Genomic DNA, 20,555 nt, shown 5'->3' on the forward strand with positions numbered 1-20,555 from the left:
CTGACCTGCCGCCTGACCCGCTGCCCGCCTCCCGCCGGTCCCGGGTCCCGCCGTTCGCGGTCATGCAGATCGTGGCCGCGGCCAACGAGCGCCGGGCGGCCGGCGCCGACGTGCTGTCCCTGTGCGTGGGGGAGCCGGCCGGCGGCGCGCCCGCGGTGGTCCGGCGGCGGGCGGCGGAGCTCGTCGAGCACGCGGACCTCGGCTACACGGAGGCGGCGGGCCTGCCCGCCCTGCGCCACGCGATCGCCGGCCACTACGCGCGCTGGTACGGGCTGGACCTCGACCCGCGCCGGGTGGTCGTGACGACGGGCTCGTCGGGCGCGTTCGTCCTGGCGTTCCTCGCGGCCTTCGAGCACGGCGACCGGGTGGCGCTCGCGCGGCCCGGCTACCCGGCCTACGCGAACATCCTGCGGGCGCTCGGCTGCGAGGTCGTCGACCTGCCGTGCGGCGCCGCGCAGCGCTACCAGCCGACGACGGCCCAGCTCGACGCGCTGGACCGCCCGCCCGCCGGCCTGCTCGTCGCCAGCCCCGCCAACCCCACGGGCACGATGCTCGACGCGGCCGCGCTCGACGCGCTGGCGGCGTGGTCGGCCGCGCACGGCACCCGGCTCATCAGCGACGAGATCTACCACGGCCTCACCTACGCGGGCCCTGACGGCCGCCGCCCCCCGCTCACCACGGCGGCCCGCCACCCGGACGCCGTCGTCGTGTCGTCCTTCTCGAAGTACTGGGCGATGACGGGCTGGCGGCTGGGCTGGCTCGTCCTGCCCGACGCGCTCGTCGACGCCGTGGACGCGCTCGCGGGCAACATCGCGCTCTCCCCGCCCGCCCTGCCGCAGCACGCGGCCCTGGCCGCCTTCAGCGAGGAGGCGTACGCGGCGGCGGAGGCGTCGGTCGCGCGGTACGCCGACGCCCGGGCGCTGCTGCTGGACCGGCTGCCGGCCCTGGACTGGTCGCACGTCGCACCCGCGGACGGCGCGTTCTACCTGTACGCGGACGTCTCCGCCTCGGGCCTGGACTCCGTGACGTGGTGCGCCCGGCTGCTCGACGAGGCCGGCGTCGCCCTCACGCCCGGCACGGACTTCGACCCGGCGGACGGCCACCGGTGGGTGCGGCTGTCCTTCGCCGTCGCGCCGGAGGTGCTGTCCGCGGCGCTCGACCGCATCGAGGCGTGGCAGGCGACGATCGGCGTGGCTCCCGACACCGGCACGACCCCGTAGGTTCTGCGCCGTGGACGTGGCGGTGCTGGGGGCGACGGGGGACGTCGGACGGCAGGTCTGCACGCAGCTCGTCGAGCGGCGCGTGCTGCCGACGAGCTCGCGGCTGCAGCTCGTCGGGCGGGCCGACGGGCACTCCGGCCGGGCCACGCACGGCCTGCGCGCGGACCTCGTCGACGCCTACGACGAGCACGCCCCGCTCATCGACGTCGCCCTGACGCCCGAGGAGGTCGTCGCGGACGTCGTCGTCGTGTGCGCGGGCAGCACCGCACCCGCCCGTCCCGACGCCTCCACGGACCGCGGCGCGCTGGCCGCCGGGAACGCCGCGGTCTTCGCCGCCTACGCCGACGCGCTCGCGGCGCACGGCTCGGGCAGCGAGGTCGTCGTCGTCGTCTCCAACCCGGTCGAGCTGGGCGTCGCCGTGATGGCCGAGCGCCTGGGCCGGCACCGGGTGGTCGGCATGGGCGCGTGGCTCGACACGCTGCGGTTCCGCCGGGAGGTGGCCGTGTCCCTCGGCGTGCGTCGGCACCGGGTGACGGGGTTCGTGGCCGGGCAGCACGGCGACGACCTCGTGCCGCTGTGGTCGACCGTGCGGGTGAGCGGGCTGGACCTGGCCGAGCGGCGGCGGGCGGTGGACGGGCTGCGGCGCGGGCGGACGCTGGCGACCTTCGGCGCGGAGATCGCGGCGGCGCAGTCCGAGCTCTCGTCGCTGGTGCTCGACGACGTCGAGGCGGCCTTCGCCCGCATCGACACCTACCCGGCGGACCTGCGCGTCGTCACCCGTCCGTCGCTGACGCACCGCAGCGGCGCCAAGACCGCGGCCGGGACCGCCAGCGCGACGATCGACCTCGTGGAGACGGTGCTCGACGGGCGGGACATCGTCGTCGCCGGGCAGGTAACGCTCGACGGGGAGACGATCGCGGGCCGGGAGCGGCACGGGGTGCTCGGCGTGCCCGTCGTCCTCGGCCCGGAGGGCTGGTCCCGCGTCCTGCTCGACGAACTGCCGCCCGACGAGGCCACGCGCCTGGACGAGGTCGCCGACCGGATCGTGGCCGTCACGGCGCCGTGGCTCGGGACGGGTGCCCGGTGACGGCGCCCGACGAGAGCCGCGCGCCCCTGCCCGCCGAGGACGAGGAGCGATGGGTCGCCTACGTCCGCGCCGACCACCGCACGGGCACCGTCGCGGCGCTGGCCGGGGTCTTCGCCACCCGCGGGGTCAACTTCGACTCCCTGGCCGGGTCGCCGGGCTCCCGGGTGCCGGCGGCGGACGGCACGGTCGAGCCGGGCCTCGTCGTCGTCACGTTCTGGGCCACTCCGCGTCGTCAGCGGCTGCTCACCCGCAGCGTCGAGCGCCTCGCGGCCGTCCGGAGGGTGCAGGTCCGCAGCGCGGGCCATCCGGACGTGCGGGCGGCGGCGGTCGTCCGCCTGCCCGTCGAGTCGACGTTCCGGCCGCCCGACGACTCCGCGGTGCGCTGGACGGGGGAGCCGCAGGGCCAGGGACCGCTGCTCGTCGAGGGTCGGTTGGCCGACGTCGAGGCGGTGCTGGACGCCGCAGAGGCGGCGGGCGCGGTGGCCTCCGCCGTCGTCCTGGAACCCTTGCCCCCCGCCGAGCTGATGGCGGAGGCGAGCACCTCGATCCTCGACGAGGTGCACGACGGAGCTGGTGGACGAGCCGGGGGCGGCCTGCCCTTCCGCGATGCGGCGGAGGCGGTGCGCGAGGACCGTGATCGTCGTTGACGCGAGCTCGTCGCAGGTCCTCTCGTCGATGTCGAGGTGCTTCTCGATGCCGCCGGCGGTGGTCGGGGCCTCACGCTGTCGGTCCAGCTCCGCGTACTTCGTGCGTCGCTGAGTTGGATGTCGCGATATGCAGACGTGCCGTTGGCGACCGGATATCCTGACGCACGGCAGGCAACGGTACGGTCACAGGAGGGCGTCGTGGAGGAGCCGCGCAGAGCCGGCTGGGCCTACGTCGCGACGCCCGAGCAGCTCGGGCGCTGGCTGCGCGAGCAGCGCGAGTCCCTCGAGCTGACCCAGGAGCAGCTCGCCGACGAGCTGGGCATCACGCGCCAGTACCTGCACGAGATCGAGAGCGGCAAGCCCAGCCTGTACACGTCGCGCCTGTTCTCGCTGCTACGCCTGCTCGGCGCGCGGTTGAAGGTCGAGGGGCGCAACGGGTGAGCCCAGCGCTCGACGCATGGCTGTACGGGACCCACGTCGCCACCTTCAGCCCCGCCGCCGGACGCTCCAGCCCCGGCGTGCGGATGACCTGGGCGTCCGGGGCGGCGGAGCGGTGGGGCGACGGATCGGTCGTGCTGTCCCACCTCCTGCCGACCGGTGCCGACCCCCACCCGGCACGGGCGCGCGCCTGGCTCGAGGGACTCCTTCCGGAGGGGCGCGCGCGCACCCACCAGGCCGTCGAGGTCGGGGTCGACCCGGAGGACACGCTGGGGTTCCTCGCCATCTACGGCCGCGACACCGCCGGAGCCCTGGTGCTCGTCCCGGCAGGGGAGACGTCGGTCGACCGCATCGGTCACCTCGAGACCGTCGACGACGAGGAGATCGCCCGCATGCTGCTCCGGGCTGCCGAGCGAGCGGGAGGGGCGAGCGGCCGTCGGGACTCACTCACCTCGCTCCCCGGCATGGAGCCGAAGATCGCGCTCGCCCTGGACCCGCAGGGGCGGTGGAACCGGTGCGTGGACGGGGCGCCGTCCACCCACATCCTCAAGCTGTCGCGCGAGGCCGGCAGCGCCACCGCTGACACGATCGACACCGAGGCGGCCGCGCTGGACCTGGCCCGGCGGATCGGCCTCACCACCGTCGACGCCCACGTGGCGACCTTCGGCGGCGTGCGGGCGATCGTCGTCAGCCGCTACGACCGGATCGCCTCTTCAGACGGGGTCACCGCGCGGCTCCACCAGGAGGACTGCGCCCAGGCGATGGGACTCGACACCCGCAATCCCGACAGGAAGTTCCAGTTCGGGCGCTCGCTGCCCTCGCTGCTCAGGATCGCGCAGCTGCTGCGTGAGGGCGCCTCGGAGCCGGACGAGCTGCTGCGCCTGACGACGTTCAACCTGGCCATCGGGAACACCGACGCCCACGCCAAGAACATCTCCCTGCTGCACCCGGACGACGGCACGGTGTCGCTGGCACCGGCCTACGACGTCGCGATGCACCTGCACGCGGACGTGCCCGGCGAGAGCGCCATGGACATCGCCGGCCGACGCGCCATGCGCGACGTCACCGGACCCGACCTGCTTCAGGAAGCCACGAGCTGGGGCATGCCTGCGCGTCGCGCCGAACGCGTCGTCGCGGCCACCCTCGACGAGCTGCGCACCGCGCTGGAGGAGATCGACCGCGACCGGCACCCCGGCGTCCGCGATCTGGCGTGGCGCACCGTCGAGAAGCGCACGCAGCAGCTCGCGGACCAGCTCGCACCCGTGCAGCGTGCTGCGCGTCCCCAGGGGCGCGCGCACGCGACGCAGCCGCGCCGACCGAAGGGCAGCCCGCGCGGCGGGCAGTTCGGCACGATGCATCGCTCCGAGCCCGACCCTGAGCCGTGACGGTACGGGCGGCGAGGAGTTCGGCACCGCGATCTCCGCCGACGGCAGTCCCGGACCATGCCCTTGTCGGCGCGCAGGGCCGCCACAGCTCGGCGAGGATCACGACGTAGTGCCGCCCGGCTCTTGCGCCTGCGCGATAGCCTGGGCGCGGATCGACAACCGAACACGCTGCTCGAGCCGTGGTGGGAGAGCTCCCGCCGCACCCACCGGCGCGACGCCGTAGGAGCAACCCTCCCCGGGAAACTCTCAGGCCCCCGCACCGCCACGGCGAGGCGACTCTGGAAAGCGGCCGCCCGTCCTCGACGGGCCGGCCCACCGACGGTGCAAGCCGGCGCGTCCCGCACGACGGACCGGCGAAGCTCTCAGGTCGTGCGCCCGCGCAGGGCGCGCCGATGACAGAGCGGGGAGCCCCCTGCCCGTCCCGGCCTGCCCGGGCGACCCCGTGGAGCCCCCGTGACCGACCAGCTCGAGCGCACCCTGCCCGCCGGCACCACCGGCACGTCCGGTACCGACGCCCCCGTCAGCGCGACGCACGGCGACGAGTGGTCGCCGGCCGCCACCGTCTTCGCCGACCGGCACGTCGGTCCGCGCGGCACCGAGACCGAGCACATGCTGGCCGCGCTCGGCTACGCGGACCTGGACACGTTCGTCGACGCCGCGGTCCCCGCCGCCATCCGCTCGGAGCACCCCCTCGACCTGCCGGCCGCGCGCTCGGAGGAGGAGGTGCTCGCGGCCCTGCGCGGCATCGCCGACCGCAACCGCGTGCTCACCTCCATGATCGGCCAGGGCTACAGCGGCACCATCACGCCGCCGGTCATCCGCCGCAACGTGCTCGAGTCGCCGGCCTGGTACACCGCCTACACGCCCTACCAGCCCGAGATCTCCCAGGGCCGGCTCGAGGCCCTGCTCACCTTCCAGACCGTGGTCTCCGACCTCACCGGCCTGCCCACGGCCAACGCCTCCCTGCTCGACGAGGCCACCGCCGTCGCCGAGGCCGTCGCGCTCATGTGGCGCGCGCAGAAGAACGCCCCGGGCACGGTCGTGCTCGACGCTGACCTGTTCGGGCAGTCGCTCGCGGTGACCCTCGGGCGCGCGAACGCGATCGGCCTGCCGGTCGTCGTCGCCGACCTGACCCAGGGCCTGCCCGACGTCGAGGGCAAGCTCCTCGGGGTCGTCGTGCAGCAGGTCGGGGCGTCCGGGCGGGCGCTGGACCTCGGTCCGGTCGTCGCCGCCGCGCACGAGCAGGGGGCGCTCGTCACCGTCGCCGCGGACCTGCTCGCGCTGACGCTGCTGCAGGCCCCCGGCGACCTCGGCGCCGACGTGGCCGTCGGGTCCGCGCAGCGCTTCGGCGTGCCGCTGTTCGGGGGCGGCCCGCACGCGGCCTTCGTCGCCGTCCGGGCCGGGCTGGAGCGCACGCTGCCCGGGCGGCTCGTCGGCGTGAGCCTCGACGCGGACGGCGCGCCGGCCTACCGGCTCGCGCTGCAGACGCGCGAGCAGCACATCCGCCGCGAGAAGGCGACGAGCAACATCTGCACGGCCCAGGCGCTCCTGGCCGTCGTCGCCGCCATGTACGCCGTCCACCACGGGCCGGACGGGCTGCGCGCCATCGCCGAGCGGGTGCACGGCCGCGCCGTGTCCGTGGCCGACGCGCTGCGCGGGCACGGGCTGACGGTCGAGCACGCGGAGGTCTTCGACACCGTGCGCGTCGTCGTGCCGGGGCGCGCCGGCGCGGTCCTCGCGGCTGCGGAGGCGCGGGGCATCAACCTCTGGGCGCCCGACGCGGACCACGTCCAGGTGGCCTGCGACGAGCGGACGACCGCCGACCACGTCGTGCAGGTCGTCGAGGCGTTCGCCGAGGCGGCGGTGCTGGGCGAGGCCGACGGCACCGACGGCGACGACGCCGTCGTCGCCACGACGCCCGGCGTCACGGTGCTCGACGCCGCCACGCCGCCCGCGCACCTGCTGCGCACGTCGGACTACCTCACGCACCCCGTCTTCCACCGCCACCGCTCGGAGACGGCGATGCTGCGCTTCCTGCGCCGGCTGTCGGACCTGGACCTGGCGCTGGACCGCACGATGATCCCGCTGGGCTCCTGCACGATGAAGCTCAACGCGACGGTGGAGATGGAGCCCATCTCCTGGCCGGGCTTCGCGGACGTGCACCCCTACGCCCCGGCGGACCAGACCCGCGGCTACGCGGAGCTCGTCGAGCAGCTCCAGGGCTGGCTGGCCGAGATCACGGGCTACGCGGCCGTGTCCGTGCAGCCCAACGCCGGCAGCCAGGGCGAGCTCGCGGGCCTGCTCGCGATCCACGCCTACCACCAATCCAACCGCGCCGAGGGCGAGCCCGACCGCGACGTGTGCCTCATCCCCGCCTCCGCGCACGGCACGAACGCGGCGTCCGCGGCGCTCGCGGGTCTGCGCGTCGTCGTCGTGGCCACCGCGCCGGACGGGTCCGTCGACCTCGCCGACCTCGACGCGAAGCTCGAGCAGCACGGCCCGCGCGTCGCCGCGATCATGCTCACCTACCCCTCGACGCACGGCGTGTACGAGGAGCACGTGCGCGAGGTGACGGGCCGCGTCCACGCCGCCGGCGGCCAGGTGTACATCGACGGCGCGAACCTCAACGCCCTCGTCGGGCTGGCGCGCCCGGCCGAGCTGGGCGGCGACGTGTCCCACCTCAACCTGCACAAGACGTTCTGCATCCCGCACGGCGGTGGCGGGCCGGGCGTCGGGCCGGTCGCGGTCGCCGCGCACCTGGTGCCCTACCTGCCCGGGGACCCGACGCCGGAGCGCCTGCGCTCCCGTGCGGCGCACCCCGCGGCCGGCGGTGCGGCGGGCGGGGCGGCGGCGTCCGACGAGGTGCGGGCCGACGAGCGCGCGGGCCGTCCGGGGGCGGTGCTCGTCGCCCCCGGGGACGTCCCGCTGGCCGGCACGCCGGTGTCGGCGGCGCCGTGGGGGTCGGCCGGGATCCTGCCGATCTCCTGGGCGTACGTCGCGCTCATGGGGCCCGACGGCCTGCGGCGGGCGACCGAGACCGCAGTCCTGGCGGCGAACTACCTCGCCGTGCGGCTGCGCGACCACTTCCCGGTGCTCTACACCGGCCCGGGCGGGCACGTCGCGCACGAGTGCATCCTCGACCTGCGGCCGCTGACCGCCGGGACGGGCGTGACCGCCGAGGACGTGGCCAAGCGGCTCATGGACTACGGCTTCCACGCCCCGACGCTGTCGTTCCCCGTGCCGGGCACCCTCATGGTGGAGCCGACGGAGAGCGAGGACCTCGGCGAGCTCGACCGCTTCGTCGACGCCCTCGTCGCCATCCGCAAGGAGATCGACGCCGTGGCGCAGGGCCGCTGGCCGCTGGCCGACTCCCCGCTGCGGCACGCGCCGCACACCGCGGCGAGCGTGTCCGCCGACGCGTGGGACCTGCCGTACGGCCGCGAGCTGGCGGCCTTCCCCGTGCCGCGGCTGCGGCGCGCGAAGTACTGGCCGCCGGTGCGGCGGATCGACGGCGCCCGCGGCGACCGCACGCTCGTGTGCTCCTGCCCGCCGGTCAGCGCGTTCGACGAGGGGGACCGGGCGTGAGCGGGGACGTGACGGTGGGCACGACGACTGACGCGACGACGGGCACGACGACGGACCAGACGCGGCGGTCCCCGCTGCACGACGAGCACGTCGCCCTCGGCGGGACGCTCGTGCCGTTCGCCGGCTGGACGATGCCGCTGCGCTACACCTCGGACCTGGCGGAGCACACGGCCGTCCGGACCGCGGCGGGGCTCTTCGACCTGTCGCACATGGGCGAGATCGTCGTCGAGGGTCCGGGCGCCGGCGCGTTCCTCGACCGGGCGCTCGTCGGGGCGCTGTCGGCCCTGCGCGTGCTCGGCGCCCGTTACACGATGCTCTGCCAGAGGGACGGCGGGGTGCTCGACGACCTCGTCGTCTACCGCACGGGCGACGAGGCGTACCTCGTCGTCGCGAACGCGGCCAACCACGAGGTCGTCCTAGCGGCGCTGCGCGAGCGGGCGGCGGCCGCGAGGGGTGTGGTCGGCGAGGTGCGCGTCGAGGACCGCTCGGCGGCGATCGCGCTCGCTGCGGTGCAGGGCCCGCGGGCGCTGGACGTGCTCGTCGCTCTGCCGGGGCTCGTGCTGGCGGCGGGGCCCGACGGGTCGGTCACCGACCTGCCCACCGGGCTGGCGGCGCTGAAGTACTACGCCTGCCTGCCGGCGGCCGTCGACGGGCGGCCGGTGCTCCTCGCGCGGACCGGCTACACGGGGGAGGACGGGTTCGAGCTGTTCTGCGACGCGGCCGACGCCCCCGCGCTGTGGCGCGCGCTGCTGGCGATCGGGACGCCGCTCGGCCTGGTGCCCGCGGGCCTGGCCGCCCGGGACAGCCTGCGCCTCGAGGCCGGGATGCCGCTGTACGGGCACGAGCTGGACACGACGACGACGCCGTTCGAGGCCGGGCTCGGCCGCGTGGTCCGCCTGGACAAGGTCGACGCCGCCGGGGAGCCGGTGCCGTTCGTGGGGCGGGAGGCACTGGCCGCCCGCGCCGGCTCGGCACCCGCGCGCGTGCTCGTCGGGCTGGAGGGCCTGGGCCGGCGGGCCGCCCGGGAGGGCTACCCGGTCCTGGCGTCCGCCGCCGCCGACGCGCCGCGCGTCGGCACGGTGACGTCCGGGGCGCCGTCGCCGACGCTGGGCCGGCCCGTCGCCATGGCCTACGTGACGCCGGAGCTGTCGGCGCCGGGGACGCAGCTGGCCGTCGACGTGCGCGGCCGCCCCGAGCCCGTGCGGGTCGTGGCGCTGCCGTTCTACCGCCGCGCGCGCTGACCCCTACCCCCTGGCGCGACCCCCTGGCGCGACCCCCTAGCGTGACCCCCGACCGTCCCCACCCGGAGGAGACCCCATGACGTCGCCCGAGCTGCCCGCCGACCTGCACTACACCGCCGAGCACGAGTGGCTGCGCGACGGCGAGCCCGCCATGTTCGGCATCACCGCCGTGGCCGCCGACGCGCTCGGGGACGTCGTCTACCTCGAGCTGCCGGCCGTGGGCGACGAGGTCACGGCCGGCGCGGTCGTCGGCGAGATCGAGTCGACGAAGTCCGTCTCCGAGCTCTACTCCCCGGTGACCGGCACGGTCGTCGAGGTGAACACCGCGGCCGTCGACGACCCCTCCGTCGTCAACGCCGACCCGTACGGCGCCGGCTGGCTGCTCAAGGTCGACGTGACGGCTACCGGGTCGCTGCTCACCGCCGAGGAGTACGCGGCCAGCACCGCGGGCTGACCGCGGCTCCGCCGCACGACGACCGCCGTACGACGACGGCAGCCCCACGACGCCGGGACCCGGGAGGGTCCCGGCGTCGTCGTGTCCGCGCACGTATCAGGACGCTCCTCCGGCGTTCCTGCCGTGCCGAGGGGTGCGGAAAAGGTCGCGCCGTTCACCCAAACCGGTGAACGATGGGCTCCGAACCCCCCGTGTCAGAAGAAGTCGCGGAAACGGCGTCATAGGCGTGAGCGGGGCACCTCTCATGCACGACGCACACGGACGGACCCCTGCCGGGGGCCGTCGGAACCCGGAGGGCCCAGATGAGCACCATGGTCGAGATGCGCGAGCCGATGACGTCCCTCGTCACGCTGACACGTCGCGAGCGCGTCGTGCTGGCCGAGCTGGGTGAGGACGTGACGCTCGAGGAGATCGCCACGCGCCTGTTCGTCACCCGCAACACGGTGAAGAGCCAGGTCCGCAGCGTCTACAAGAAGATCGGCGTCTCCACGCGCCACGAGGCCGTGGCCTGGGCGATCGCGCACGGCATCCGCTGACGCACCCCGCAGGACCGCCGCCGGGCGGAGCAGGCAGCCCGGCTGGCAGGATCGGCGCATGACCGGCTCGCAGCCCACCCTCGTCGTGGCAGCCGCCCTCGTCGACGACCTCGACGCGCCCACCGTCCTGCTCAGCGCTCGTCGCCGCACGCCGGCCAGCCTCGCCGGCCGCTGGGAGTTCCCCGGCGGCAAGGTGGAGCCGGGCGAGACGCCGGAGGAGGCCCTCCACCGCGAGCTGCGCGAGGAGCTCGGCGTCGCCGTCGGGCTGGGGGACGAGGTCCCCGGGCCCGAGGACGGCGTCTGGCGCATCACCCCCACGCACGTGCTGCGGCTCTGGCTGGCCGAGGTGGTCAGCGGCGTGCCGGCCCCCCTCGTCGAGCACGACGAGCTGCGCTGGCTCCCGGCCGGGCAGTGGTTCGACGTGCCGTGGTTGGACGCCGACGTCCCCATCGTCACGGCCGTCGTCGCGCTGACCAGCGCGGACGCTGCCTGAGCTCGTCTCGTTCGTCCTGGGCGAACGAGGCCACGACCGCCCTCGAAGGGCTGGCACTCACGTGCGTCGAGTGCTAGAACATCTCCCGTAGCCGCTGCGCGGTGACGCCGACCGCCACCGCGTGAGCGCCCCGGCGCCGGGAGGTCCGGCGCCGTCCCGAGGGAGGTGACGGCTGTGGCTACGCGACTCGACCCGTTCCAGGAGATGGACCGTCTGCTCGGCCAGATGTTCGCGGCCGACCGCGCGACGGCCAGCATGCCGATGGACCTGTACCGGTCCGGCGACCACTACGTCCTGCACGTCGACCTGCCGGGCGCGGACCCGGGGACGATCGACGTGAACGTCGAGGACCGCACCCTGACGATCCGCGCCCAGCGCACGCCGCGCACGGAGCAGGACGTCCAGTGGCTGGCCAAGGAGCGGCCCGTGGGCACCTACGCCCGGCAGCTCACCGTCGGCCGCGGGCTCGCGCTCGACCGGATCTCGGCCACCTACGCCGACGGCGTCCTCACGCTGACGATCCCCGTCGCCGAGGAGGCGAAGCCGCGGCGCATCGAGGTGCAGCACGGCGGCAGCGCCACCCAGATCGGCGCGTCGGAGCCGGCCAGCGCCTGATCCGGCTGCGTGATCCGGCTGCCGGTCGGCTGCGCCGGCACCGACAGCGAGAGCCCGGGACCGCGAGGGTCCCGGGCTCTCGCCGCGTGAGGCGTCAGCGTCAGGCGTCAGCCGTCAGGTGTCAGACCGTCAGGCGTCGGCCGTCACCGCGCGCCGCTCACGGACGGCCCGCGTCGCGGCGACGAGGTGCTCCAGCGAGGGCACGACCTCCTCGTAGCGGCGGGTCTTGAGGCCGCAGTCCGGGTTGACCCACACGCGCTGCGGGTCGATGGACCGCACCGCCTCCGTGAGCAGCTCCGTGACCTCCTCCGTGCTGGGCACGCGGGGGGAGTGGATGTCGTAGACGCCCGGGCCGATCTGGCGCTCGAAGCCCGAGGCGGCGACGTCCGCGAGGATCTCCATCTTGGAGCGCGCGGCCTCGATGCTCGTGACGTCCGCGTCGAGGCCGTCGATCGCGTCGATGACCTCGCCGAACTCCGAGTAGCACAGGTGCGTGTGGATCTGCGTCTCGTCGCGCACGCCGGCCGTGGCCAGACGGAAGGACCGCACCGACCAGGCGAGGTACGCGGCGTGGTCGGCCCGGCGCAGCGGCAGGAGCTCGCGCAGGGCGGGCTCGTCGACCTGGATGATGCCGATGCCGGCGGCCTCGAGGTCGGCGATCTCGTCGCGCAGGGCGAGGGCCACCTGGTCGGCCGTGTCGCCGAGCGGCTGGTCGTCGCGGACGAAGGACCAGGCGAGGATCGTCACCGGACCGGTGAGCATGCCCTTGACCGGCTTCGGCGTGAGCGACTGCGTGTAGGTCGACCAGCCGACGGTGATCGGCGCCGGGCGGGACACGTCGCCCCACAGCAGCGACGGGCGCGTGCAGCGCGAGCCGTAGGACTGCACCCAGCCGTTGGCGGTGACCGCGAACCCGTCGAGGTGCTCCGCGAAGTACTGGACCATGTCGTTGCGCTCGGGCTCGCCGTGGACGAGGACGTCGATGCCGACGTTCTCCTGCAGCTCGACGACACGGCGGATCTCCGCCTTCATCTCGTCCTCGTACTGCTCGGCCGTGAGCTCGCCCTTGCCGAAGGCGGCGCGCGCCTTGCGGATCTCCTGCGTCTGGGGGAAGGAGCCGATGGTCGTCGTCGGCAGCGGCGGCAGGGAGAAGCGGGCGGTCTGCGCGGGCTCGCGCTGGGCGTACGGGGTGCGCTCGGCGTCGGCGTCGGTGAGGGCGCCGGTGCGCTCGCGGACCTCGGGCCGCACGACACCGGGGGTCTGCGCGCGGGTCCGCAGGGCGTCGCCGGCCTCGAGGAGCTGCGCGTGTACGGCCTCGCGGCCCTCGACGAGCCCCTCGGCGAGCGTGACGACCTCGCCGACCTTCTGGTCGGCGAACGCGAGCCAGGACCGCAGGGTCGCGTCGAGCTGCGGCTCGTCGGCGACGTCGTGGGGGAGGTGGAACAGGCTGGTCGACGAGGCGACCATGACGGCCCCGGCGCCGAGGCGCTCGAGCTTCTCGAGCTGGGTCAGCTTCGCGTCGAGGTCGGCACGCCACACGTTGTGGCCGTCGACGACGCCGGCGACGAGGGTCGTGCTCTCCAGGCCCGGCACGGCGGCCGCGGGCGCCGACCCCTTGACGAGGTCGATCGCGAGGGCCTCGACGGACGTGGCGGCCAGCACCGGCAGCGCGTCCTGCAGGTCGCCGTAAGGCGCGGCGACGAGCAGCGCCGGGCGCTCGGGCCGCGCGAGCTCGTCGGCCAGCACGGCGTAGGCGCGAGCCGTCGCCGCCAGGAGGGCGTCGTGGTCCGCGTCGACGGAGTCCGACACGAGGGCCGGCTCGTCGAGCTGCACCCACGTGGCGCCGGCGGCGGCCAGGCGGCGCAGCAGCTCGGCGTACACGGGCAGCAGGTCCTCGAGGCGGTCGAGCGGGACGAAGCCCTCAGGGCTCCCGGCGGCCGGCTTGGACAGCGCGAGGAACGTGACGGGCCCGACGAGCACGGGGCGCGTGAGGACCCCGTCGGCGAGGGCCTCGGCGAACTCCCGGACGGGCCGGTCGGACGCGAGGCGGAAGGTCGTGCCCGGGCCGATCTCGGGGACGAGGTAGTGGTAGTTCGAGTCGAACCACTTCGTCATCTCCAGCGGCAGGTCGTCCCCGCGGCCGCGTGCCACCGTGCTGTAGCCGGCGAGGTCGAGGCCGCCGTCGGCGTCGACGAGGTCCGCGAAGCGCTCGGGCACCGCCCCGGTGACGACCGCCGCGTCGAGCACGTGGTCGTAGAAGGAGAAGGCGCTGGGGATCGAGGCGTCGTCGGTGCCCAGGCCCAGCTCGGCCAGGCGGGTGCGGGTGCGGCGGCGCAGGTCGGCGGCGACGGTCTCGAGCTCGTCGGCGGTGCTGCGGCCGGCCCAGAAGGACTCCAGCGCGCGCTTGAGCTCGCGGCGCGGGCCGATGCGCGGGTACCCGAGGACGGTCGCGCGGGGGAACGGGACGGTGCTGGTCATGGTCCTGGCCTTCGGTCGGTCGGTCGTCAGGGCGGTACGTCGTGGAGGTGCGGGTCGTGGAGGTGCGGGTCGTGGAGGTGCGGGTCGTGCAGGTCGTCGTGCGAGCGGTCGACGGCGGCGCGGTCAGCCGACGGCGGCGGGGACGCGGTCGCCGGCGGCGGGGGTGTCGCCGGGCGCTTCGCCGGGCGCTTCGTCGGGCGCGTCGTCGTGCGCGTGGCCGAGCAGGCCTGCGCGCTCGAGGGCGTCGAGCGGCCCCCGGTGCTGGTTGAACGTGTAGACGTGCACGCCGGGGGCGCCGGCGTCGAGGACGCCGCGCAGCAGCTCGGCGGTGGCGTCCACGCCGACCTCGTGCCGGTGCTCGGGGTCCTCGATGGCGTCGAGCCGCCCGACGAGCGCGGCCGGCGCCGGGACGCCGGTGAGCTGCTCGAGGCGGCGCAGGCGCCCGGGGTCGGTGAGCGGGATGACGCCCGGGATGATCGGGATGCGCACCCCGGCGGACCGCGCCTCCTCGACGAGGCCCGCGAAGTCGTCCGCCGTGTGCACGACCTGCGTGATGGCGAAGTCCGCACCCGCCTCCTGCTTCGCGAGCAGCGACTGGACGTCCTGCGCGCGGGTGCCGCCGGTGGCGTGGTTGCCCCGCGGGAACGCGGCGACGGCCAGCGACAGCGGGCGCACGGTGGCGCGCACGGCCTGCGCCGGGCTGACCGCGACGCGTTCGGCCTCGATGCGGCGCAGCAGCGCCACGAGGTCGGCGGCCGTGTCGACGCCGTCGGGGTGCGGCTGCCAGTCCTCGGCGTCGGCGGGCGGGTCCCCGCGCAGCGCCAGGAACGCGCGCACGCCCTCGTCGAGGAACTCGCGCACGACCTGGGACACCTCCTCGCGCGAGGTGCCCACGCAGGTGAGGTGGACGATCGCCGTCAGGGACGTCTCGCGCAGCAGCCGCCGCACCAGCGCCCGCGTCGTCTCCCGCGTGCGCCCCGAAGCGCCGTAGGTCACGGAGACGAAGTCGGGGCGGGCCGCCTCGAGCGCGCGCACGGTCTGCCACAGGCGGGGCTCGGCCGCGGGGGTGCGCGGCGGGAACAGCTCGAAGGAGAGCGTGGGGCGCTCGGTCACGGCGGGCAGGTGCTCGGGGCCCGGCGGGCACACGTCGGCGCCGCGGGGACAGCGAGGTCGGTCGGTCATCGTCCGGCTCCATCGGTCCTGGCGGAAGCACCCACACCCTCGGTGAGGAGGGCGGGTTGCTGCGGCGTCGCTGAGCCAGGTCTCTCGGCCGCTCTGGATGGTCGCGGTGAGGCTAGGGAAGGTCTCGCAGCGTGGGCAAGAACCGTCCACCAGCCGAGACGATCGGTCTCGTGGAGCCGGACGGACCGGGACGGACCGGTCGGCCTAGCGTCGCGTCACGACCGGGCAGGTCGCGAGGTGGTCGTCGACGAGCCCGCACGCCTGCATCGTCGCGTACATCGTCGTCGGCCCGACGAACCGGAAGCCGAGGCCCTTGAGCTCCTTCGCGAGGGCGGCGGACGCCGGGGTGCGGGCGGGTACGTCGGCCCAGCTGGTGGGCCGTGGCCGCGCACCGCCCTCGTCGTCCGCCGGCGCGTGGGACCAGACGACCTCGTCGAGCGACCGGCCCGCGTCCTGCAGCGCGACGACCGCCCGCGCGTTGGCGACCGTCGCCTCGATCTTCAGACGATTGCGGACGATGCCCGCGTCGGTGAGCAGCCGGGCGACGTCGGCCTCGTCGAACGCCGCCACCGCCGCGGGTTCGAAGTCCGCGAAGCCCCGGCGGAAGGCGGGCCGTTTGCGCAGCACGGTGATCCACGACAGCCCCGACTGGAAGCCCTCCAGCGCGATGCGCTCGAAGAGCGCCCGGTCCCCGTGGACGGGCACGCCCCACTCCGTGTCGTGGTACTCCTCGTAGAGCGGGTCGCCGTCGCCGAAGCAGCGGCCGGTCACCGCACCGGTCATCGCACCGGTCATCGCACCGGTCATCGCACCGGTCATCGCACCGGTCGTGTCGCTGGTCATGCCGGTGATCCTGCCGGAGCACGGGGACACGGCCGCAGCGCCCGGGCGCGGGTGTGGACGGCGGCGTCGAGGACGGGCCCGGGGACGGCTCGGCGAGCCGTCCCCGGGTGTACCGGCACCGCTCAGGCGAGCTGGAGCCTGTCGCCCACCCGCACGACCGGCAGCGGGTCGGTGATCTCCCCGACGAACTGCCCGTCCTCGGTGTCCCGGAAGCCGATCAGGGACCACCCGAGGACCGGGTCCTGCACCAGTCGGGCGGCGTACAGCGACGGGTGGTCGAACGTGTGCGCGCGGGAGAAGTCCCACGGCCCGAGCAGCGACTCCCCGGGGACCACCCACATGCCGCCGCCGGTCCACTCCTGGCGCCGCTCGGGCGACAGGTGCTCCGACCAGCAGCAGAAGATGAGCACGGGCAGCCCGTCGACGACCTCGACCTGCGTGACCTCGAGCTGGCCGAAGCCGGCCGGCGAGGTGAGCGGCGGTCCGACCTCCCAGTGCTCGAGGTCCTGGCTGCGGGCGTGGCCGACGACGCTGCGGCCGATCGGGTCCCCGGTTCGCACCCGGGCGGTGACCAGCATGTGCCAGCCGTCGCCGTCCGGGTCGCGCAGCACCCACGGGTCGCGCCAGGCCTCGTCGAACCAGGTGCCCTGGTCCAGCGTCTCGTACCAGCGCGGGTCGGCCGACGTCACCGGACCGGGCAGGCGCTCCCAGACGACGAGGTCGTCGGAGCGCGCGACCCCGATCCGCTGGACCAGCCCGCGGTCGGCGCGGGACACGCCTGTGTAGAACATCCGCCACGACCCGTCGTCGGCGCGGACGACGGACCCGGTCCACGTCGCCTGGTCGTCCCACGCGTCGGGGTCCGCCGCCACCAGGGCGTCGGGCAGCAGCTCCCAGGAGCGCAGGTCGGTCGAGCGGGCGTGCCCGATGGAGGCGCGCAGGTGCCGCCGGTCGGGCTCGAGGAGGGCGCGGGAGGCCCGGAGGAAGAACAGGTGGTGGTGCGTCCCGTCGTAGGCGGTCCAGCTGTCCCACACCCAGTGGTCGGCGAGCTTGAGCACCGGCCCTACCCCTTCACGCCGCTGGCGGCGATGCTGCTGACGAAGGCGCGCTGGAAGACCAGGAACACCAGGAGGACCGGCAGGGTGATGAGCGACGTGTACGCCATGACCTCACCCCAGGCCGTGTTGAGCTGGAAGAAGTACTGCATGCCGACCATCACGGGCCGCAGCTCCTCCTTCTGCACCGTCATGAGCGGCCAGAGGTAGGAGTTCCACGCGGGCAGGAAGGTGAGGATCGCGACGGTGGCGAACGCCGGCCCGGCCAGCGGCGCGACGATGCGGCGGTAGATCGTGAACCAGCCGGCCCCGTCGATGCGGGCGGCCTCGTCGAGCGACTTCGGGATCGTCGAGAAGTACTGCGTGAAGAGGAAGATCGAGAACGCGTTCGCGACGAACGGGATGATCTGCACCTGGTAGGTGTTCAGCCAGCCGAAGTCGTACTTGAGCACGAACCCCTCGAACACCAGCGTCGGCAGCTTCGAGACCCAGTAGACCATCGGCACCGCGATCGTCTCGAAGGGGACGATGAGCGTGGCGATGATGACGGTCAGGAGGACCTTGCGGCCCCGGAACTCCATCCGCGACAGGGCGAACCCGGCCATGGAGTTCACGACGAGCCCGAGGCCCACGATGAGCACGGTGACGACCACCGAGTTGAGCAGGAACCGGCCGACGGGGACGCGGTCGAAGACGTCGGCGTAGTTCTGCAGCGAGATGTCTCCGACCGGCAGGAAGGCGCGCGGCGAGTCGACGTCGGACAGGATCTGCGCGTCCGGCTTGAGGCTCGAGACGAACATGAAGACCAGCGGGAAGAGGAAGAACACCGCGAGCACGGTCATGAGCGCGTAGGAGCGCCAGGCGCGGGTGGTGCGGGGGCCGGTGGCGGGCGCGGTCGCGGGGGTGCGACGGGCGGACCGGCCGCGCGGCGGGGCGGCGGCGTTGGCCATGGTCAGTCCTTGTCTCGGGTCAGCCGGCGCTGCACGAGCGCCACGGCCAGGACCAGCACGAAGAAGATGAGGGAGATGGCCGCGCCGTAGCCGACCTGCTGCTCGCGGTAGCCGCGGCGGACGGCGTGGTACACGAGCGTCGTCGTGGAGTTGACCGGACCGCCCTGCGTCATGACGTCGATCTGCACGAACAGGCCCAGGGCGGCGATCGTGATGGTCACGAGGATGAAGACCATCGTCGGGCGCAGGCCCGGCCACGTGACGTTGGTGAACTGCTGCCGCGGCGTCGCGCCGTCCATGCGGGCGGCCTCGTACAGCTCCTCCGGGATGGTCTGCAGGCCCGAGAGCCAGATGATCATGTGGAAGCCGACGGCCTGCCAGATCGAGAGCACGATGATCGCGGGCAGCGCCGTGGCGGTGTTGTTGAGCCACGCGGTGCCCTGCCAGGCCCCGAAGGTGAGCGTGTCGATCGCGGAGTTCACCAGGCCGTCCTGCTGGTACATGAACTTCCAGAGGATCGACACGACGACGATCGACGTCACCACGGGGATGAAGAAGATGACGCGGTAGGCCGTCACGCCGCGCAGCCGCTGGTTGACCAGCAGGGCCAGCACGAGCCCGAGGCCGGCCTGCACGGGGACGACGACGACCGCGAACAGCGCGGTGTTGAGCACCGAGCGGAGGAACACCGGGTCCGCGGTGAAGGCCCGCACGAAGTTGTCGCCGCCGACGAAGCGGGGCGGCTCGGGCGAGATGAGGCGGGCGTTGGTGAAGGAGAGCCCGAAGGCGAGCGCCACCGGGACGACGAGGAAGAGCAGGAGGAGCACGACGGCGGGGGCGACCATGCCGTAGGCCGACCGGTGGCCGCGCAGGGCGGGCGACCGCCGACGGCGGGTCGTCGGGCGGGTCTCCGGGGACGCGGCGCGCGCGGTCGCGGTGGCCGGCGTCCCCTGCTGCTGGACGGGGATGCTCATGACGGGTCCGTTCCGGCGGGTGGGCGGGCTCGCGCCTGCCCACCCGCCTGGCGTGGTCGGGGGCTGCCGAGCTCAGCGGCTCAGGAGCCGTAGCCGTCGTTGGCCTGGATGTCCGCGTCGATGTCCGCGACCGCCTGGTCGAGGGTCGACTGGATGTCGGCGCCGGCCATGATGTCCTTGGCCGCGCGCTCGAAGGTGCTGCTGATGACGGCGTAGGCGGGCGTCGGGGGCCGCAGGACCGCGAACTGCGTCAGGTCGACGAACGGCCGCAGCGGCGCGCCCTCCGCGAAGTCCTGCGAGGCGGCCTCGGCCTCCTCCGTCGCCGGGATGACGACCTGGCCGTCGCTGAAGGCGGTCACGTACTCCGTGTCGAAGCTGTGCTCGAGGTACGCGCGCGCACCCTCGACCTGGTCGCAGGAGCTGGAGATGCCCCACTGCCAGGACCCGCCACCGATCTTCGGGCCCTGGCCGAAGTCCGGCGGCGGGAGGATCAGCAGGTCGTCACCGGCCGCCGTGAGGGAGTCCTTCGCGTTCCAGACGCCGGTGTAGCTGATGGCGGCCTCGTCCTCGTTGAACTCGGTGTTGCCCACCGTGCCGCCGTTGCTCGTCAGGCCGCGCTCGAACGCGCTCTGGAACCAGGTGAAGAACGCCACCGCCTCGGGACCGTTGAGGACGCCGTCGGCCGACTGGTAGTCCTCGCGGTCGATGAGGTCGCCGCCGGCGCTCTGCAGCATGGGGGAGTAGGCGTAGGGCCACCACTCTCCGGTGTCCTCGGCACCGATGTCGAGGGGCGTCTCGTAGCCCGCGGCCTTGAGGGTCACCAGCGCCGCGTCGAACTCCTCGATGGTCCACGGGGAGTCGACCGTCGGGATGCGGATGCCGTTGGCCTCGAGCACCGACTGCCGCGCGAACAGCGACAGCGCCGCGTCCCAGTAGCCGGCGGAGTAGATCTCACCGTCCCACTCGCCCACCGCCGTGGGCAGCAGCGCGTCCGTGATCTCGGAGGAGATGCCGAGCGGTTGGATGTAGCCGGCCCACGCCCAGTTCGGGACGATGGGTCCGTCCATGTCGAGCAGGCACGGCAGGTCGCCGGACGCGGCGGCGGCGACGATCGCGTCGTTGTACGCGCCCTGCGGGAACGACTCCTCGACGACCTCGTAGTCGTCCTGCGAGGCGTTGAAGTCGTCGATGATCTGCTCGTAGACGGCGAGCTCGGCCGGGTTGCCGGCGGAGTGCGTCCAGAGCGTGATCTGGGCGGGGCCGTCGCCGGAGGAGCCCTCCGACTGGCCGGCCTGGCCGCAGGCCGTCAGGGCCGTGGCCGACGCGGCGGCGATCGCTACGATCGACGCGAGGGACGTGCGCTTCATCGCGG

Annotated in this window: 18 protein-coding genes and 2 riboswitches; of the genes, 11 read left to right on the plus strand and 7 right to left on the minus strand. The window is 74.4% G+C overall.

The genetic code is table 11. The annotated features are described in order from the left end of the window. The first annotated feature begins 20 nt into the window (after positions 1 to 20). The 11 genes from AC2TDM_RS00330 (at position 21) to AC2TDM_RS00380 (ending at position 11,701) form a co-directional block, all read left to right on the plus strand. On the plus strand, positions 21 to 1,220 hold the full coding sequence (locus AC2TDM_RS00330) for a pyridoxal phosphate-dependent aminotransferase (RefSeq protein ID WP_484636494.1): 1,200 nt from the start codon (positions 21 to 23) through the stop codon (positions 1,218 to 1,220). 10 nt (positions 1,221 to 1,230) lie between these two features. Next, on the plus strand, positions 1,231 to 2,307 hold the full coding sequence (locus AC2TDM_RS00335; protein ID WP_484635450.1) for a lactate/malate family dehydrogenase: 1,077 nt from the start codon (positions 1,231 to 1,233) through the stop codon (positions 2,305 to 2,307). Further along, positions 2,304 to 2,954, plus strand: coding sequence for a hypothetical protein (locus tag AC2TDM_RS00340; protein ID WP_484635451.1), 651 nt, complete (start codon positions 2,304 to 2,306; stop codon positions 2,952 to 2,954). The genes AC2TDM_RS00335 and AC2TDM_RS00340 overlap by 4 nt, the downstream gene beginning before the upstream one ends. Positions 2,955 to 3,152: 198 nt before the next feature. Continuing rightward, positions 3,153 to 3,395, plus strand: coding sequence for a helix-turn-helix transcriptional regulator (locus AC2TDM_RS00345; protein WP_175499569.1), 243 nt, complete (start codon positions 3,153 to 3,155; stop codon positions 3,393 to 3,395). Beyond that, positions 3,392 to 4,777: a HipA domain-containing protein gene (locus tag AC2TDM_RS00350; protein ID WP_484635452.1), complete on the plus strand. Its 1,386-nt coding sequence runs from the start codon at positions 3,392 to 3,394 to the stop codon at positions 4,775 to 4,777. The genes AC2TDM_RS00345 and AC2TDM_RS00350 overlap by 4 nt, the downstream gene beginning before the upstream one ends. A 173-nt stretch (positions 4,778 to 4,950) precedes the next feature. Next, a riboswitch (glycine riboswitch) is annotated at positions 4,951 to 5,049 on the plus strand. Between the two features lie 181 nt (positions 5,050 to 5,230). Further along, positions 5,231 to 8,362 (plus strand): aminomethyl-transferring glycine dehydrogenase, encoded by a 3,132-nt coding sequence (gcvP, locus tag AC2TDM_RS00355; RefSeq protein WP_484635453.1) that lies wholly within the window; start codon positions 5,231 to 5,233, stop codon positions 8,360 to 8,362. Between the two features lie 14 nt (positions 8,363 to 8,376). After that, the gene (gene gcvT / locus AC2TDM_RS00360) at positions 8,377 to 9,603 is read left to right on the plus strand and encodes a glycine cleavage system aminomethyltransferase GcvT (RefSeq protein WP_484636364.1); all 1,227 of its coding nucleotides are present in this window, start codon (positions 8,377 to 8,379) and stop codon (positions 9,601 to 9,603) included. A gap of 76 nt (positions 9,604 to 9,679) precedes the next feature. Next, the gene (gene gcvH / locus AC2TDM_RS00365) at positions 9,680 to 10,057 is read left to right on the plus strand and encodes a glycine cleavage system protein GcvH (RefSeq protein WP_484635454.1); all 378 of its coding nucleotides are present in this window, start codon (positions 9,680 to 9,682) and stop codon (positions 10,055 to 10,057) included. 302 nt (positions 10,058 to 10,359) lie between these two features. Beyond that, positions 10,360 to 10,593 carry a LuxR C-terminal-related transcriptional regulator gene (locus AC2TDM_RS00370; protein ID WP_090032146.1) on the plus strand — a complete coding sequence of 78 codons (234 nt, stop codon included), beginning with the start codon at positions 10,360 to 10,362 and terminating at the stop codon, positions 10,591 to 10,593. A 58-nt stretch (positions 10,594 to 10,651) separates the two neighbouring features. Next, positions 10,652 to 11,086 (plus strand): (deoxy)nucleoside triphosphate pyrophosphohydrolase, encoded by a 435-nt coding sequence (locus AC2TDM_RS00375; RefSeq protein WP_090032148.1) that lies wholly within the window; start codon positions 10,652 to 10,654, stop codon positions 11,084 to 11,086. Between the two features lie 174 nt (positions 11,087 to 11,260). Further along, on the plus strand, positions 11,261 to 11,701 hold the full coding sequence (locus AC2TDM_RS00380) for an Hsp20/alpha crystallin family protein (RefSeq protein WP_090032150.1): 441 nt from the start codon (positions 11,261 to 11,263) through the stop codon (positions 11,699 to 11,701). A 129-nt stretch (positions 11,702 to 11,830) separates the two neighbouring features. Here AC2TDM_RS00380 and metE read toward each other — a convergent pair whose 3' ends face one another. The 7 genes from metE to AC2TDM_RS00415 form a co-directional block, all read right to left on the minus strand. Further along, positions 11,831 to 14,179, minus strand: a complete 2,349-nt coding sequence (metE, locus tag AC2TDM_RS00385; RefSeq protein ID WP_484635455.1) for a 5-methyltetrahydropteroyltriglutamate--homocysteine S-methyltransferase — start codon at positions 14,177 to 14,179, stop codon at positions 11,831 to 11,833. Between the two features lie 123 nt (positions 14,180 to 14,302). Beyond that, positions 14,303 to 15,292: a methylenetetrahydrofolate reductase gene (locus tag AC2TDM_RS00390; RefSeq protein WP_239078726.1), complete on the minus strand. Its 990-nt coding sequence runs from the start codon at positions 15,290 to 15,292 to the stop codon at positions 14,303 to 14,305. Between the two features lie 62 nt (positions 15,293 to 15,354). Continuing rightward, positions 15,355 to 15,465: riboswitch (SAM riboswitch) on the minus strand. Between the two features lie 100 nt (positions 15,466 to 15,565). Then, the gene (locus AC2TDM_RS00395; RefSeq protein WP_175499410.1) at positions 15,566 to 16,156 is read right to left on the minus strand and encodes a DNA-3-methyladenine glycosylase I; all 591 of its coding nucleotides are present in this window, start codon (positions 16,154 to 16,156) and stop codon (positions 15,566 to 15,568) included. Positions 16,157 to 16,326: 170 nt separating this feature from the next. Beyond that, a complete protein-coding gene (locus AC2TDM_RS00400; RefSeq protein ID WP_484635456.1) occupies positions 16,327 to 17,262 on the minus strand; it encodes a glycosyl hydrolase family 32 in 936 nt (311 codons plus the stop codon). Between the two features lie 5 nt (positions 17,263 to 17,267). Beyond that, positions 17,268 to 18,209: a carbohydrate ABC transporter permease gene (locus tag AC2TDM_RS00405; protein WP_484635457.1), complete on the minus strand. Its 942-nt coding sequence runs from the start codon at positions 18,207 to 18,209 to the stop codon at positions 17,268 to 17,270. Positions 18,210 to 18,211: 2 nt separating this feature from the next. Next, positions 18,212 to 19,054 (minus strand): carbohydrate ABC transporter permease, encoded by an 843-nt coding sequence (locus AC2TDM_RS00410; RefSeq protein ID WP_175499412.1) that lies wholly within the window; start codon positions 19,052 to 19,054, stop codon positions 18,212 to 18,214. 209 nt (positions 19,055 to 19,263) lie between these two features. Further along, positions 19,264 to 20,550 carry a sugar ABC transporter substrate-binding protein gene (locus AC2TDM_RS00415; protein WP_090032162.1) on the minus strand — a complete coding sequence of 429 codons (1,287 nt, stop codon included), beginning with the start codon at positions 20,548 to 20,550 and terminating at the stop codon, positions 19,264 to 19,266. Positions 20,551 to 20,555 lie beyond the last annotated feature (5 nt).

The organism is Cellulomonas sp. plas2, assembly GCF_057221735.1.